The following is a 16,890-nucleotide window of genomic DNA, read 5'->3' on the forward strand; positions in this document are numbered from 1 at the left end:
ATTTCTATACATATATCCTAAACCTTAAAGTGGGTTTAATGTCAATATTTTTTAATAAATTCTTTTTTTGAAAACGCTTTTATAACATTCTTTGCTATAGTCCAACCTAGAAAATAAAGAAGTCGTTTTCATAACCGGCATCTATTTAAAGTATCCAAAGATGCTACGAACGCTAGATGTACCTCCTTATATCTTATTAAGAAAAAAGCCTAAAACAAAAAAAGAAACTCCTTTTATGTAGAAGTTCCCATGTTAAAATTGCAGTTTTTTCGTGAATTTAATGCTATTAGCACTGAGTAAATCCAGCTAATTATACTTATTAATCATCGTTGGTACAAAAATATTATTTTTTCCCTTTGTTTGAGACAACTAATTTTCCCATCTACCGCTTCCATAGGAAGATTGCCTATACTAGTCCCAAAATTACCTGTTAGGTGTAACACCTAAACTAACGTAATATTCATTGCCTAAATAGACCAAAATGCGTTAATCCAATACTTCAATCTTTCCAATGGTTGCTTGCATTGGGCTACTATCTAAAACTTCACCATCTATCCATACTTTAAACTTCTTACCTTTTTCCAAGCTGCTTTTACCAACCGACTTTCCATAGCTTAGAATAATATTTCCGGTGTTTCCTTTTTCAAAAAAAACACCTTGTTTAACTTCCATTTCTATTGATTGATTATTAAATTTTATTACTTCCCCAATAAAGTCTGAGTCGGCTAAATATTCTTCATTATTGTTACAGGCTGAAAGTAATATAAAAACAGTAAATAACAAGAGTGATATCCTTAATGTCATTATTAGACATCCACCATAAATTCAATCTATTTACCTCGTTCCAGTAGAACCGTGGCCACCTCTATTTTCATTATTTAGAACGTCTACTTCCTTAAAAGTCACATGCTGCATTTTTTTTATCATTCTAAATTGACAAATCCGATCTCCAAATTCAATCTTAGTATCTCTCAGAGCATATGCTGGGAAAAACCATTGATCATTATCACCTTTATACGACTCATCGATTACCCCCATTGAGTTTGTTTGGATGATACCAAAATTTTTAAATGTACTTGATCTTGGTACAACATGCGCTTCGTACCCATCAGGGAGTTCCATCGCAACACCAAGAGGAATTAAACAGAACTCTTCCTTTTGGATTTCTACAGTTTTAGCTGCACGTAAATCAATCCAATCCCCAACTTCAATTTTATTGATTTTTGGTAATTGATTATGAAAATATTTTATTTTTATCGTAAATAACATTTATGTTTTCTCCTCTACCATGGACTAATTTATATAGTAAAAATAAAGTTATGCTAAAAATAATTGTCCATACTCTATTAGTATAAACCGTTTTATTATACGAACCCTGTCTAAGTTGTTTAATGACAGTATTAATCTTTATGCGATATCGCAACAACCAACAAAAAAGATGCATAAATGCACCCTCGCTAAGCTGTTATGTCACGTTTTAACGTTTTAATTGATAAAATTAAATAAGTGATTACAACTGCACCAATGAAGAATATAACTTTAAGATATATTATGGCTGACAAAAAGAAAAATGTATAAAAAACTGAGCTCCAAATAATCAAGACCCCTATTATCTTTGGTTTCATAGGAATCGCTTTATGCTCCCGATAGTTTTTTATATACTCCCCAAGTATTTTATTATTCATTAACTTATCATATAATTTTCTCGATGATTTAGCATAACAAAAGCCTGCTAGTAATAAAAAAGGTGTAGTCGGTATTAAGGGCAATATGATACCTATGACACCACATATTAAAGCAACTGTTCCTATTACGATCAATACGGTTTTTTGAAGTGTTTTCATAACCGAACTCCTTGCTGCTAGATTAATTAATTATATTTGTCAAAAAATAACCAAGATATTATGAATTAAATTGTTTAGAGTTAACATTAGCAACATTATAACACCGTAGATAAGGAAAAGCTAACCGTCGGCGGTATGCATACTTAATTTTTATACAATGTTACCATTAAATATTTATCTAGACTTTTTTCCATTGTTGGTATGTCTACGGCTATTAGAGTTTTATATTGCTAGTTATTAAAATTTATAAAATCCCCATGGAATATAGTAGCCTTCCTCATTATTTCTTTCTCGTTAAACGTATATATATCCATTTGAATTAATGTCATTATTTTCGTAAGGTGGAGTTTTCTCACTACATGTAGTTATAATGTAGTTTTCCTCTTGGATTACATATATCTCATCATTTAGCCTCCAGTCAAATAATTTTGCTATTAAACTGACTATTTAAATGTATTCTACTCATATTTCATCAACATAAAAGTGTGAGTTGCACCCTATCTTTTATCAAGGTTCTTTTCATACACTTTGTTGCTATTGATACCACGATAAGTAATTTTATTCAATCTTCATTTTACATAAGAGGAGTTATGATCGTGTTTATTTCTTAAAAACATTTTTAAATAAAACACCTTTATAGAACATAAAAATCAATAAGTTTTACTTATGTTAAGTATACATTTATTCGTATTTTAATTATAAATAAATGGGTTATATGATAAAAGATATGAAAGGAGGGATTTATATTTATGACGATTTTACTAATATTAATAGGGATCTGCGCATCATTTATTGGAACCTTGGCTGGTAGCGGTGGACTTATCAGTATGCCAGCTCTACTTTTGCTTGGTGTACCTATTCATTCAGCTATTGCTGCAGCCAAATTTTCAAACATATTTAGTTCATTTTCTAGTTTTTATACGCTGTTATGGAAAAAAGAAGTTACTTTCTCTTCAGTAGTGGTTATTGTTCCTTTAGCCTTATTTGGAGGAATTACAGGGGCACTTTGTGCATCTGTATTATCTGAGCAACAAATGACGATGATTGCAATTGTATTACTCAGTTTTGCGTTAGTGGTGAATTTACTAAAGAAACTACCACAAGAAAAAGTAGTGAATAACATCATTCCGAAAAATACACACCCTCTGTTATTCTTCAACGGAGTGTATGACGGTTTATTTGGACCAGGACAGGCTACCTTATTAATGTATACCCACTTATACAACGGATTGTCATATATTAAAGCAGTGGCTTTTACACGTTTTCAGACCTTTATGAGCTGTATCGGCGCATTTTTCACCTATTTCTTTGCTGGTTATTTCGATTGGCAAATCTCGATATTACTAGCAACAGGCTCACTAATTGGTGGACTCATAGCTGTAAGAGTTGCTACAAGGCTCTCAACAAATCACGTAAAGAATCTCCTGAGAATAGTAACTTCCATACTAATTATTCAACTAATTCTAAGTATATGACCACCTGAATTTGAGACTATCCTTATATTAATAAACGAAAAACGTGGCTACACGGTATTTATTGAAAAGGATTAACTACCAATAATAATGTAGCTTATATTCCTTTGGGACTAGAGAATGTAGCACGAGCAATTTGCTACGAACGCTATGCGTATATGACCTTATATTTAAGGACAAAAGGCGTCAATCAATACGAAAACAGCCTTGAACAAATACCTAAATCACCAAAAGTTAAAACTAAGCGTGGTGTTTCGTTACAAGTAAGAGAACATTGAATTTCATATTGGAGGTGTGCAAATGAATGATTTTCAACAAATTATCCAAAACTAGAACTTTGTCACCTTACTACTTGGATGTTAGTGTTTTGACGAACGATGACAGCCATATAACTAACGTTAGCAGATTTTCTTCTACGATTCATTTCCGAATAAGACTTCTAGAAATTGTAAAGTAATGCTACCCCTATGAAACTATCAATCATCATTTATTAAGTGCTCAACCTATTCTCACCCATATCTTATAAAAAAAATAAACTTTTGTTTATCCTATTGACAATTTAAATTATCGTAATATGATTAATCATAAGTTTTTGAAAATTCGATAATTTATAAGGTGGCTATAATATGAAATATGGATTTGCTAAACGAGTTCAACATTTACAAGGGTCAGAAGTTCGAGAGCTATTAAAAATCATTGAGAGCGGAGATGTAATTTCTTTTGCTGGTGGTTTACCTGATGAGAGTTTATTTCCTATTAAAGCTGTTGAAGATGCTTTCGAAAAAACATTTTTATCAGGAAAAAAAGCTCTTCAATATGGTGTTACCGAAGGCTTTACTCCACTACGTGACTTGATTGTTGAGCTTTTGAAAAAACAAAAAATTGTAACAACTACTAATGAATTATTGTTAACGACTGGTTCACAACAAGCGATTGACCTTTTTTCAAGGATAATGTTTAACCCTGGTGACATCATACTAACTGAAAATCCAACTTACTTAGCAGCTCTTCAAGTTTTTAAATCATGTGAGGCTACTATATTGCCTGTTTCAAGTGATGAGCACGGCATGTTACCTGATGATCTTGAATATAAAATTAGAAAATATAAGCCGAAATGTATTTATGTTGTACCAACATTTTCAAACCCTACAGGTAGAGTATGGTCTATGGAACGTAGACAAAAGTTACTAGAGTATGCGAAAAGGAAAAACGTTATTATATTTGAAGATGATCCTTACGGACAAATAAAGTTCGATGACCAAGAATACTTACCTGTTGCAGCACTGGACCAGAGCGGGACTCAGGTTGTTTATACAAGTACGTTTTCTAAAACCGTAGTACCAGCATTACGCACAGGATGGATTAAAGGTCCTCACCAAATTATAAGGATGATGACACAGGCAAAACAAGCTGCAGATCTTCATTCCAATTCTTTATCTCAACAAGCACTCTATCACCTTTGTACAGACTTTAATCTTGATAATCATATTAAACAAATTCGAGCTGTTTATCATAAAAGAATGAAAATCATGCTGGAATTGTTGGATTCAGCTAATATACCAAACATTTCTTATGATATTCCGAAAGGTGGCATGTTCTTTTGGGTAACTCTCCCTGCAAACATTGATGCTACTAAATTATTGACAGCTTGCATTCAAAAAGGTGTTGCGTATGTACCAGGTAAACCATTTTATGTTAGCTCTCCTGAACTAAATACTCTACGCTTAAACTTTTCTCACTCGACTCCCGACAAGCTTAGAGAAGGAATGGGCACTTTAGTCGACGTGTTTGCAGCTGAAAGCATGCTTCCAAATGTCTAACATGACATCGTACCTGCAATAGTTCATTTGTTCTTTACCAGTTTGACCTTCAACCCCATGATTGACTAATAATGCTTAAGGATTGTTATGAGAGATAAAGACCTGTGATAATAATTGATTTAGGTTGCATTCCTGAACGTTTTAATTTCACATGCCCCATTAGCGGTAATTTTAAATAAAAATACTTCAGAGGCACTAACATAAAGCTTTATCGCCAATTTTCATCGAACGGAAATAAAGTTCTTAAAATGTATCATTTCCAAAATTGCAACAGTATACAACCTTCTAACCCTCTAAAAAGTTAATGCTTCTGCAGTCATCACTAGCACATTTGTTAGTGATGACACAGCATTATCACAAAAACCATTATTTCTGAAATAGCTAAAGTAACTAAACATAAATGGGGTTAAGTCCTTGTTGAATAGCTTATGTAAACCGAGCTTTCTTATCATTACAGCTGTATAGCATTGTAATAATTAGGCTTTAAATCATTGTAATAGCATAACAGATAAGTTAATAAAGGCAGCACCTATGGTAGCCATCCAGAGCATTCCATCAATGAATATGTATATAAACAACTGTCATTGCTTGTCAATATCATTATTAAAGCTTCAACCAACAGTTGGAACTTATTCAAACAGTGCACACACAGCTTTGCTTTCAGTAAAGGGAGCTATTGACTGTTTTCCATAACCCCAGTCATGATGACATTAGCTTTTTTCTTTGTCCTCAACCCTCACTTGTGACCTTCCTTTTATTTACGGTTAAATCTTCAAATTAATATTATATGGTTGTTCTACACACTCAATCCACTTCAATAACAATAACAATATAATTTCCAGGCTTTAGTGTAAGTATAAAGGAACATACCTCTACTTAAATGGTTGAAAACGTATAAGTTCGTTGAGCACATTTCGTATTGAAGCTCTCTGAAATTAGATTTAGTAATAGTTGTTCAATCAAAAAATGTTGTGAGCGCTTATCTCAATTGGAGTGAATTAATAAGGTGACAAAGGGTCACTGATGACAGATTTATATGTGGACGTATACGATAGTAAGTTTGTAAGAAAATTTTTGTATTTTATTACAACTTTTTTGTAATCTTATTCGTCTGTATATATAAAGGCTAAAAAGGAGGGTTTTTCTAATGAAAATACAAATCAAAAAAATTTTAGCAACACTTATCATAGTTCTTGTTTTTATAGAGTTCATTAGCATAGCGTTCTCGGATTACATATTTACACCTTTCCTTATAATAGATGGAAATATTAGTCTTTTATATTTTATTTTTTCCTACGCAATCATTACGTGCATAATTTTACTTAGCTGTATGTTATTCATAAATATTATGATTTCTACTTTTTCTCTTAAAAAATAAATCTAGCTACTCTACTAAATTTGCTTAACTATGGAGAAAAGGCCTGAGTATAATATTTTCCTGATTATATTCCTATCATTAATGAGAAAATAGCAAATATAGTATTCATATGATCTTAAAATGCCTTTAATCTTTTCACTACATATTTAAGATAAAAAAGATTACCAATGTATTAAGTAAGTAAAAAACCAAACCATCAAAACAAAACGGTTTGGTTTATTGATAAGTAGGTTATCTATTCATTCTTCCGCTTTTTGAAAACCTTAAACAGCTTGTACTAACATCTAACCTTATTTGAATAATGTGATTTGCTTGCTAGTCAATTTTTGACTCCTCATCCATTTACCTCTATCGCTTCACGATCTGCCCAATATAAATCTGAAAAAATTTCTGAGAAAGCGTCAACACTTCTTTCAAGTTCTTCAAATGTATTGTCTACACCGCCTATTTCTAACGTGATAGCTTTACTAGATATATCTTGATTATATATTCCATTTCCATCTTTTTTTGATTTTTGATATATTCCTCTACTAATTCCAGGGTACCTTTTATTCAGCTCTGCATTAAGTTTTTCGACAAATTGTTTATTTTGCTCATAATTTATATTTTCCGTTCCTAATACAAAATATAATGTTGCGTATTCAATTCCATTAATCATTTTAGTTGTAACATCTCTACGTGCCGAATCCCGATGTATATCAATATAGTACTCTACATGACTATTGTTATTTGTGTTGACTTCTAAAATCTCACGAGACAAGTTATATGACATTGTTGTTTTCCATTCTTTCTCATGCAACTTTGCTGTCATATTCGTTTGATCATGATGTGCTCCGATCCCTTCTTTAAGGAGATTAGCTGATAAGCGCTTACCTAGTGCAACGACATTCACTCGATTATCATTACTGATTGCATGATTCGGACTGCTAGCATCTTTTATATATGGTAAAAAAGATTCCCAACTATGCGTCTGATAGATATATACAGTCTTATTTGGTATCTGATCAACAAGATTATTTTCAACTAACATTATGTTTTCATCCTGTTTTAGTTTTTCTGTTGCGACTTCTCGTTCTTTTAATAAAACTTCAATTGGTGGTGACGATTCAAATACGTACTCAGTTTCTTCGGTTATACTCGTTTTGTTTAAGGAGGAAGTTATGCCTGGTAATTCTCCGCCAAAAAATGTTGTTGTATCACTTAGAATAATATTTGTGCCAAATTGTAGAATAGATTCTGCTATATTTTTAAAAGAAAATAAATCATTCTCACTTTCTTCTAGAGTAAAATGTTGATTTTCTGCCTTCAGAAAGTGAATTAATAGGTCTTCTGATTCTACATTTCCTAACGCAGTATCAATAAAGCTAGATTCATATTTAACGTTTAAGCTAACGATTAATGTTGATATGAAGAAGATGAAAAATATCAGCATTGGAATACTAGTCACGAGCAATAACCTTTTGTTTCTATACGGCTTCATAAATATAATCCCCCCTATGTTAATCTATATGCATAGAAAGGATAGAATATATTAATTTAACAAAATAATATAAAGAATAGTAGATTATACCACTAATTTACATTAACACTATAAAGTACAGGTGGTTGGACCTATTGGCTTTATCCTCATAAGTTATTAAGAAACAGCTTCTAATTCGGAACCATATATATTCCGTATAAATAGATTTTGTAACAAAAATTGAAAAAATCTACTTATATCATACCGTAAATCATAAATTTAATTTTTTAGTAGAATGTGATTACTGTGGATATTTTAATGGTATCTATAGAGATACAAAGGATAAACTGTTTCCAATGATCTTTAGCATTTTGAAACAAATGACCTTTGGGTATTACTTTGGTAATTTTAGCGATAAAAAGACATTGTAAAGTAGTTCAACCAATTACAACAGCCGTAGAAACACGCAGAGAAAGTTCGAGGAGCAAACAGAAGGTTATTAGGCATTGGTAGCAGTTCCGATAAGAAGCTTTTGTACTGACTGATTTATGACTGTGAAGAAAAATGATTCCTTTCAATTTACGTTGTTAGTGAATCCTTTTCCATTAGCAACACATTGATAATTCACTATAACTAACCAAGCGGTTTTATATCCAAGTACTTACTATGCTAAGTTTATCATTCTAAAAATGCATGTTTTCACATGCCTGATATAAGTTTCTTAGGTATTTTAATCATTTTTTATTTTCTTGTCATTTTCCTACACAAGTTATAACCATTAGCATAAAATATTCTATCTTACTATATAGTATGATTTACCCTTTTAGGAGAACAATTGGCTTTTTGTAAAGATCATCGTTGGAATTTACTATTTTGACATCCAGTAATAAAAAGCTACTGTTATGATAATAAGCTTAACAACAAAATATGGATTATATAATCAACCCCAAATACAGGAAAGCATCCTGTAACCGAGAAACAGCTGAATTGCTATTACACTAATAATCTTCCTTCTTATAAAGTTTAACAGAGTGGTCGGAGCCACTCTGTTTTTTATTTTGACTCTATTCATAAACTTTATTGCGATCGTTCCAAAACTAGAATATAAAACTGTCGTTTACTCAGCATTAACCATTTTTCAGAAGAAAAGATGCCACTACATCCTGTTGTTTTCGTGTTTATTAATTAGTACAAAAACACTAACCTATGCAAATATAGTCTTTATTTAATTTAGCTACTACTTTCCCACATTAACGCATTGTGGGTCAGTTCCCCGGCACTAAAACAATTTTTCCAGTTGTTTTTCTTGCTTGTAATAGTGTATGAACGTTTGCTGCTTCTGCTAATGGGTATACGCCTCCAACTGTTAATTTTAATTGGCCTGTCTGTACATATTGAAGTAATTCTAATAAGCTAGATTGGAGGAGCTGTGGTTTACGCATAATTTGTGGTAAAAAGAAACCAATAACCGATTGGTTACGTCTCATTAACTCTGCTGGTTGCATTGTGCTCATTTCTCCACTAGCTACACCATATATGACAAGTCTACCAAATGGTGCTAAACAACGGACTGTTTTATTAAATATATCTCCACCAGCCATTTCAAGTGCTACATCTACACCTTTACCTTCTGTCGCTTTCTTTACTTCTTTATCCCAGCCGTCTACAGTGTAGTTTACAGTTACGTCAGCTCCCATCTCTTGGGCGAGTGCTAACTTCTCATCAGTACTAGCTGTTGCTATTACTTTACCTGCACCAAATAACTTAGCGAGCTGAACGGCAAGTAAACCGACTCCACCAGCAGCCGCATGAACAAGGACTGTTTCACCTTCTTCAAGGCGCCCCATTGTTTTTAAAATATGATAGGCACTTAATCCTTGTATCGGCAAAATAACAGCATGGTTATAATCAACACCATCAGGTATCGGTATGACTGATCTTTCATCGACCATCGCAAACTCTGCATATCCACCTGATTCCATGATAGTCACAACTTTCGAACCTATACTAACAGAAGTAACATCTTCTCCAACTGCAACTACAATACCAGCAACCTCGCCTCCTAAAACATACGGTAATGTTGTCTCAACTACATACTGTCCTTCTCTTCTCGCTGTATCAGCATAATTTACTCCGATGGCTTTTACTTCAATTAATACTTCATTGCCTTTAGGCATTGGTTTATTCAATTCAACATATTGTAAAACTTCTGGTCCACCAAATTTATCTATCTGTACTGCTTTCATAGTCATATTCCCCTTTTCTATTTACCTTTAAATTGTGGTTTTCTTTTTTCTTTAAATGCGCTAACACCTTCTAAGTGGTCTTCAGTATGAATCATCAACGTTTGTGTAATTCGTTCTTGCTCCAAAATATCATCTAATGATGACTCGTAAGATCGATCAATGATTTTCTTCATCATTCCATAAGCTTTACTTGGACCATGGGCAAGCTTCATCGCTAGCTTTGTCGTTTCAGATTCAAGGCTTTCAAGTGGAACAACTCGATTTAATATACCTAGTTCTTTAGCTTGGTCAGCGGAAACTGTTTCTCCACTAAAGAATAATTCTTTAGCACGATATGGCCCTACTAACCTTGGAAAGAAATAGGACCCTCCTCCGTCTGAAATTAGTCCTACTTGTGAAAAACTAAAGACAAATTTACTGTTGTCAGCTGCTATAATAAGATCACAAGCCAATGCTAAATTAAACCCTGCGCCCGCTGCAAAACCATGTACAGCTGCAATAATTGGTTTAGGTAAATCTTTCATAAGCTTTATACATTCATTTAGCTTACCAATATGATCGTAAATTTGTTGTGACGAAGCTACGCCCATGGATTTTACATCTCCACCTGCACTAAATGCTCTACCTGCCCCTCTAATGACCACAGCTCGAATATCATCATTGTCTCTAGCTATTTCCATTGCCTCTGATAAACCTAGTATCATATGTGAACTAAACGGATTAAGGCTTTCTGGCCGATTCAACGTTAGAACCATAATAGGACCTTCGATATTAACAATTAGGTGCTCATTTTGCATTTCTATCAACCTCCCTTATTACTAGTTTCGCAGCTTATGATATAAGCCAGCCACCATCTACAACGATATCTGATCCGGTCATATATGAAGCTTCAGATGATGCCATGAAAGCTATTACATTGGCTATTTCTTCTGCTTCGCCTACCCTACCCATAGCTGTGCTTCTCTCAATCGTTTTCATAAACCGTTCACTTTCAAGACTTATTTCAGTCATGGGTGTGTTAATAAAGCCAGGTGATACAGAGTTCACACGGATTCCAAATTGTGCAAGTTCATGAGCAAGTGTTTTAGATAAATTTACCACCGCTGCTTTTGCAGCACTGTAATGAGGTAAAGTTGGCGCAGCTTTATGGCCTGATAATGAAGCGACATTGACAATTGTTCTGTCTTTGCGCTTTCCTTCATCCTTTTCACTACTTTCCGCCATCAGTTGTCCTAAATATTTAGAAACGAGAAACACACTTTTTAAATTTGTTTCTTGAACAAAATCCCAGTCTTCTGTTGATGTATTAAATAATCTAGAAACGGGGGATGCTCCTGCGTTATTTATTAAAATATCTAAGTGACCATAGTTTTTTTGTACAAAAACAGCTAACTCTGTGATACGTTCTTCATTTGTTACATCTGCCACGAAATATTGAACAGCATTTCTATTGACCTCTTCATTAATTTGTTTTGATACTGTTTCTAATTTAGATTGAGTCCTTCCTACTATTAGAACATCAGCGCCCTCTTTTGCTATTCTATGAGCTGCTGCCTCACCTATTCCACTACCTCCACCGGTGATCACTACGACTGTGTCAGAAAATCTCATACATGCTCACTCCTTTTTTATTTTGGCTGTTTTCGAATAGATTGTTGCTGTTGTAATCTGATTAATACTATAAAAAGCGGTATTATATTGTTAGTCGCTGTACGGAAAAATAGATGCCATAATTCTAGTTAAGTACGTGTTTACTTCTCAATACGAAAATCCAAGCGAAAACAGCATTTATTTTACTTAAAGTTTTAAATAATCAAAATATTTTAAGTTCATGTTTGTAACAATACCTATCAGTTATTTATGTGTAAATATTGGTTTGCGTTTTTCTAAGAATGCTTTTACACCTTCTTTTATATCCGCAGTTTGAAACACTTCTTCAAATAATTCTGCTTCCCTTTTAAGACCGGCTTCAACCGTTAATTGGCCACCTTCTTGTATGGCTTGTTTACTGCGTGATATTGCAGCAAGTGAATATTGACAAATGGTCATTGCCATCTCCTGCGCAGCTAATAAGCCCTTCCCACTTGCCACTACTTTATTTACAAGGCCAATACGCCAAGCTTCTTCCGCATAAATAGGTTCCCCAGTGAAGATCATTTCCTTTGCTCTAGCTTCCCCTATCAATCTAGGGAGTCGTTGAGTACCTCCTCCACCTGGAAAAAGACCTAGCTTTATTTCTGGCAATCCTATTTGCACGTGATTTTCAGCAATTCTAATATCACATGCTAATGCTAACTCACAACCTCCACCAAATGTTATCCCATTAAGAACAGCAATCGTAGGCTTGCTAAATGTATCGATATAGTTCAGCACGTGATGGCTTTCTAAAAATTTGCTTTTTAATCCAGTTTTCCCTATTAAACTAGGAAACTCACGGATATCTGCGCCAGCCATAAATGCTTTTGAACCAGCACCAGTCAAAATAACAGCAACCACTTCAGTATCATCTTCAAGCAATAAAAATGTTTCTAATAATTCTTTACTTACTGAGCTACTCATAACGTTTAACGGTGGGTTATTAATGGTTACTATCGCTGCACCATTTACTTTTTCGTATTCCACATTAGGCTCCATTATTGCTTCACCTTTTTGCTTGAATAATCATAAAAGCCTTTTCCCGTTTTTCTTCCTAACAAACCTGCCTTTACCCTTTCTTCAATAAAAGCTGGTGGTTTATCTTTTGGATTTCCAGTTTCAGCGAAGCGCTGCTGCATAACATAATAACCTACATCTAATCCCGATAAATCCATTAATTCAAACGGTCCAATCGGATGTTTCAACGCTTGCTTTACAATCAAGTCGATGTCTTTATAATCAGCGATTCCTTCTTCATATAAATACATCGCTTCTTTTTGAAGAGCAATGAGAATTCTATTTGCAACAAACCCTGAAATTTCTTTACGTAGTAGAATTCCTTTACGGTTAATTTTTTCGCAAACATCTAAAGTAATTTGTGCAGTTTCTTCTGAAGTTTGCTCACTCATTACTACTTCAACACAATCCATCACAAGAGGCGGGAAAAAGAAATGCATATTACAAACCTTCTCAGGACGTTTTGTTGCATCTGCGATAAGTGAGTTGACGATCGTCGAACTGTTCGTTGCTAAAACAGCATGTGCTGGCGCATAATCATCTAACTTTTTAAATACCTCGCGCTTTATTTCAAGTTTTTCTACAATTGCTTCAATAACAAAGTCAGCTTTCGAACTTGCCTCTTCTAAACTTTCAGTAAATGACAACCTTTTAAGGGCTGCTTCTTTTTGATCCTCAGCTATTTTACCTTTCATTACCCATGTTTCCATAATCGACTCAAGACTTGTCTTAGCTTTTGTTAATGATTGTGAACTCACATCTTGAATTATTGTTGAAAATCCACCTAATGCGCATAGCATTCCTATTTGATGTCCCATTTGTCCAGAGCCGACTACACAAATATTCTTAATATCTTTAATATTCATAATATATCCTCCTTTATACTGACTAGTTAGTATGTAGATCTTATTCAAACCCTAGCAAAACTAGAGTAGACTTAACTTATTCTTTTTGTATTCCTCGTAAAATCATATCAATATATATTTCTGCAACATCATGATCAGATTTTGTCCCTGCTGGATCAAACCATTGATACGTCCAGTTTGTTACACCTAATATACCAAAAGTAATGATGTCTATTTCAAGGTCCTTACGAAACTCTTCCTTCGCGACACCATCAGCTAGTAGTTGCTCGATATTCAGTCTGAATTTGTCACGTTTCGTTAGAATTTTTTGAAGATGTTCATTAGTTAAATTTCTTAGCTCTCGTAAGAACACTCGTGCACTTGGCCCTTGTTCTTTTATATCCGTAATAAGCAATAATACAACATCCTTCAGCTTTTCCTTACAGCTTTTTTTATTATCTACTAAAATTTCAAGTTGATGTTGTAGCAGATCGTCGATGTAATGTAGATGAATATCCATTAATAGTTGTTCCTTACTTGAAAAATAATAATAGAACGTTCCTTTTGTTACTCCTAAAGCATCAACAATATCTTGTATAGAAGTCTCAGTAAATCCTTTTTTCTCAAACAAAAGGATGCTCTGCTCTTTAATACGTTGTTTCAAAGTTATATCCTCACATTCTATATTTTTTAATGGAATTATAACACAAAATATCACCTCTAATTTCTATATTAGTTAAATCTAGATTTGCTTGATATTGTTTCATTAGGCTACTTTCGCAATGTTTATTGCTTTTATAATTAAGTTATAAGCATGTATACAACAGTGTTCTTAACATCTTTATACTTATTAATTATTAAGTTCCTATAAAACTCATCACACAAACCATAATTATAAAAAAACAACTTTACGAAAGAGCATTTCATTTATTTAGTGTGTACACGACTAACCCCAATGGCATTTTAGAATTCTGTTGTTATAATATCGGAAAAACCGTATATACAAAAAACTCTTTTATCGGTGTTTCTATGATAAAAAAAGAACGGAAACATATCGTTAGACAATATGTATCTTAATCAATATGCTCCCTGTTCGTCTTGAATCATCTTTCAAAAAGATTTTACGTAAGATTATTCTCCCGTAAAGCACGTCTTAATATTTTTCCAACCGTCGTTTTCGGTAATTCAGCCTTGAACTCTATAATTGTTGGTACTTTGTATGAAGCCATATGGTCTTTGCAATAGTTAATAATATCTTGTTCATTCGTTTGTTCCCCTTGCTTAAGAACGATAAATGCTTTTACTGTTTCACCCCTATATGCATCCTGTACTCCAACCACTACAGCTTCTTGTATAGAAGGGTGTTCATAGAGAACTTCCTCTATATCACGCGGATAAATATTGAAACCGCTTGCAATAATCATGTCTTTTTTTCGATCAACGATATACAAGTATCCATCCTCATCCATTCGAGCAATGTCCCCTGTATATAACCAACCATCACGGAGAGTGTGCATCGTTTCATCAGTCATGTTCCAATATCCTTTCATGATCTGAGGTCCTGAAACGATCAGTTCACCAACTTCCCCTACTGGTACCTCTAGCTTGCCATCTGCAATGTCAACGATTTTAAAATCAGTTGAAGGGTATGGAATCCCAACACTTCCTGTTTTTCGCTCAGCGAATAATGGATTAGAATGTGTAACTGGACCTGATTCAGACATGCCGAAGCCTTCAACTATTTTAGAGCCAGTTTTTTCTTCAAATGCTTTTAGTACTTCCACTGGCATTGGTGCTCCTCCACTATTACAAACCTTAATACAATCAATTCCGTAATCAGTGGCATTAGGATGATTTAAAATAGCAATAAACATTGTCGGAACTCCTGGGAAAATCGTTGGTTTTTCAGCTTTTATCGTATGCAATACTTCCTCAACATCAAATCTCGGTAGAAGGACCATTGAAGCAGCATTAAATATTGAAAAATTCATACATGCCGACATACCAAAAACATGAAAAAATGGTAGAACTATTAAACAACGCTCTTTACCCTTTTCTACATCATTTTTGAAAAACTCTTGTGCTTGCACATTATTTGCTATTAAATTACGGTGTGTTAGCATAGCTCCTTTTGGTCTACCAGTCGTTCCACCTGTATACTGTAGGACAGCTATATCATGTTCAGGATCTGTGTCAACTGGACTTACAATTCCGTTTCCAACTTTCATAAACTCATAGAAGGATATGTCTGGTTTATATGTTTGATCGTTTGGTTGTAGACTAACAACTATAATATTTTTTAATCCTGTATTTTGTTGAATCGCCTTCACTCGAGGGTATAACATATCTAGGACAACAACAGTTTGCGCCCCAGAATCTGCTAAAATATATTGTAATTCTCGCTCTACCAGCATTGGATTAATTTGTGTTACGATTGCTCCTGCAGCCAACACCCCATAAAATGAAATGACATATTGAGGACAATTAGGTAGCATAATTGCAACGCGATCACCTTTATTAATTCCTGACTGTTGTATTGATGATGCAAAAGCTTGAACAGACATATTTAATTCTTTATATGACATCTTTTGTTGGTAGAATAAAATAGCATCGTTTTGTGGGTATTCCTCTGAAGTATTTTGTAAGATTTGTGGTAATGTTGTGTTAGGAATTTCAACATCTGTTGAGATATCATCTGGATAATGGTTTAACCAAACATGCTTATCATTCACGAAACAACCCCCAAGTTATTATTTTTTCTAAGTTAACCCTCAGATGTAAGACAATTTATTCTCACGTATCTAACAACTTACTTTTATGAAAAATAATTTTGATAGGGTATTTGCAGCATTTCATCCATAAACGAAAGATAATATGTTGTTTTGTTGAATTTATGTTTTTACAATTTATGCGTAGCTTTCAATATTCATGATAGATTCACAATTTTAATACTATCACCTCCAATTCGATAACGATTGATAAATGTCTAGTCATTTGTCATGTAATACTCATACAAGACTTAAAAAAATATTCTATAATGACTATGTTATTAATAATTATCATATTTTCACCCATGCCATAGACATGTAATCAACCAGCCTTCTCGTATAAAATAATTGGTAATTTGTATAAAAAACTAACAACTCACTGTACTAATTAGTTAAGTAACAGCAA

At 33.6% G+C, this 16,890-nt stretch carries 13 protein-coding genes; 2 read left to right on the forward strand and 11 right to left on the reverse strand.

What is annotated here, in order from left to right; translation table 11 throughout:
- Positions 1–486: 486 nt before the first annotated feature.
- The 3 genes from SLH48_RS05295 to SLH48_RS05305 form a co-directional block, all read right to left on the reverse strand.
- On the reverse strand, positions 487–804 hold the full coding sequence (locus SLH48_RS05295; protein ID WP_320257282.1) for a DUF3221 domain-containing protein: 318 nt from the start codon (positions 802–804) through the stop codon (positions 487–489).
- A 30-nt stretch (positions 805–834) separates the two neighbouring features.
- Positions 835–1,269 carry a dUTP diphosphatase gene (locus tag SLH48_RS05300; protein WP_320257283.1) on the reverse strand — a complete coding sequence of 145 codons (435 nt, stop codon included), beginning with the start codon at positions 1,267–1,269 and terminating at the stop codon, positions 835–837.
- Positions 1,270–1,457: 188 nt separating this feature from the next.
- Positions 1,458–1,844, reverse strand: a complete 387-nt coding sequence (locus SLH48_RS05305; protein WP_214482343.1) for a YbaN family protein — start codon at positions 1,842–1,844, stop codon at positions 1,458–1,460.
- A 749-nt stretch (positions 1,845–2,593) separates the two neighbouring features.
- Between SLH48_RS05305 and SLH48_RS05310 the strand changes: the two genes are divergently transcribed.
- Positions 2,594–3,319, forward strand: coding sequence for a sulfite exporter TauE/SafE family protein (locus SLH48_RS05310; RefSeq protein ID WP_320257284.1), 726 nt, complete (start codon positions 2,594–2,596; stop codon positions 3,317–3,319).
- 623 nt (positions 3,320–3,942) lie between these two features.
- Positions 3,943–5,136 carry a PLP-dependent aminotransferase family protein gene (locus SLH48_RS05315; protein WP_320257285.1) on the forward strand — a complete coding sequence of 398 codons (1,194 nt, stop codon included), beginning with the start codon at positions 3,943–3,945 and terminating at the stop codon, positions 5,134–5,136.
- 1,712 nt (positions 5,137–6,848) lie between these two features.
- On the opposite strand, the gene spoIIP is transcribed toward SLH48_RS05315, so the two are convergent.
- From spoIIP to SLH48_RS05355, 8 genes are all read right to left on the reverse strand, one after another.
- Positions 6,849–7,994, reverse strand: a complete 1,146-nt coding sequence (gene spoIIP, locus SLH48_RS05320) for a stage II sporulation protein P (RefSeq protein ID WP_320257286.1) — start codon at positions 7,992–7,994, stop codon at positions 6,849–6,851.
- Positions 7,995–9,238: 1,244 nt separating this feature from the next.
- On the reverse strand, positions 9,239–10,219 hold the full coding sequence (locus SLH48_RS05325) for an NADPH:quinone oxidoreductase family protein (protein WP_320257287.1): 981 nt from the start codon (positions 10,217–10,219) through the stop codon (positions 9,239–9,241).
- Between the two features lie 17 nt (positions 10,220–10,236).
- Positions 10,237–11,016: an enoyl-CoA hydratase/isomerase family protein gene (locus tag SLH48_RS05330; protein WP_214482338.1), complete on the reverse strand. Its 780-nt coding sequence runs from the start codon at positions 11,014–11,016 to the stop codon at positions 10,237–10,239.
- A gap of 34 nt (positions 11,017–11,050) precedes the next feature.
- Entirely contained in the window at positions 11,051–11,830 is a 780-nt protein-coding gene (locus SLH48_RS05335) for an SDR family oxidoreductase (RefSeq protein WP_320257288.1), read from the reverse strand.
- A gap of 243 nt (positions 11,831–12,073) precedes the next feature.
- Positions 12,074–12,853, reverse strand: a complete 780-nt coding sequence (locus SLH48_RS05340) for an enoyl-CoA hydratase (RefSeq protein WP_214482336.1) — start codon at positions 12,851–12,853, stop codon at positions 12,074–12,076.
- The gene (locus tag SLH48_RS05345; protein WP_320257289.1) at positions 12,853–13,737 is read right to left on the reverse strand and encodes a 3-hydroxyacyl-CoA dehydrogenase family protein; all 885 of its coding nucleotides are present in this window, start codon (positions 13,735–13,737) and stop codon (positions 12,853–12,855) included. The genes SLH48_RS05340 and SLH48_RS05345 overlap by 1 nt, the downstream gene beginning before the upstream one ends.
- A gap of 76 nt (positions 13,738–13,813) precedes the next feature.
- Positions 13,814–14,380: a TetR/AcrR family transcriptional regulator gene (locus tag SLH48_RS05350; protein ID WP_214482334.1), complete on the reverse strand. Its 567-nt coding sequence runs from the start codon at positions 14,378–14,380 to the stop codon at positions 13,814–13,816.
- Positions 14,381–14,837: 457 nt separating this feature from the next.
- Positions 14,838–16,448 carry a long-chain fatty acid--CoA ligase gene (locus SLH48_RS05355; protein WP_320257290.1) on the reverse strand — a complete coding sequence of 537 codons (1,611 nt, stop codon included), beginning with the start codon at positions 16,446–16,448 and terminating at the stop codon, positions 14,838–14,840.
- Positions 16,449–16,890 lie beyond the last annotated feature (442 nt).

The sequence above is a fragment of the Cytobacillus sp. IB215316 genome, from assembly GCF_033963865.1.
GTDB lineage: Bacteria > Bacillota > Bacilli > Bacillales > SM2101 > Nanhaiella > Nanhaiella sioensis.

What these genes read in the sequence shown, in the direction of transcription:
- SLH48_RS05305 (WP_214482343.1), bottom strand. Translation starts at nt 1,844, where the DNA reads ATGAAAACACTTCAAAAAACCGTATTGATCGTAATAGGAACAGTTGCT.
- SLH48_RS05300 (WP_320257283.1), bottom strand. Translation starts at nt 1,269, where the DNA reads ATGTTATTTACGATAAAAATAAAATATTTTCATAATCAATTACCAAAA.
- SLH48_RS05325 (WP_320257287.1), bottom strand. Translation starts at nt 10,219, where the DNA reads ATGAAAGCAGTACAGATAGATAAATTTGGTGGACCAGAAGTTTTACAA.
- spoIIP (WP_320257286.1), bottom strand. Translation starts at nt 7,994, where the DNA reads ATGAAGCCGTATAGAAACAAAAGGTTATTGCTCGTGACTAGTATTCCA.
- SLH48_RS05330 (WP_214482338.1), bottom strand. Translation starts at nt 11,016, where the DNA reads ATGCAAAATGAGCACCTAATTGTTAATATCGAAGGTCCTATTATGGTT.
- SLH48_RS05340 (WP_214482336.1), bottom strand. Translation starts at nt 12,853, where the DNA reads ATGGAGCCTAATGTGGAATACGAAAAAGTAAATGGTGCAGCGATAGTA.
- SLH48_RS05295 (WP_320257282.1), bottom strand. Translation starts at nt 804, where the DNA reads ATGACATTAAGGATATCACTCTTGTTATTTACTGTTTTTATATTACTT.
- SLH48_RS05335 (WP_320257288.1), bottom strand. Translation starts at nt 11,830, where the DNA reads ATGAGATTTTCTGACACAGTCGTAGTGATCACCGGTGGAGGTAGTGGA.
- SLH48_RS05310 (WP_320257284.1), top strand. Translation starts at nt 2,594, where the DNA reads ATGACGATTTTACTAATATTAATAGGGATCTGCGCATCATTTATTGGA.
- SLH48_RS05315 (WP_320257285.1), top strand. Translation starts at nt 3,943, where the DNA reads ATGAAATATGGATTTGCTAAACGAGTTCAACATTTACAAGGGTCAGAA.
- SLH48_RS05345 (WP_320257289.1), bottom strand. Translation starts at nt 13,737, where the DNA reads ATGAATATTAAAGATATTAAGAATATTTGTGTAGTCGGCTCTGGACAA.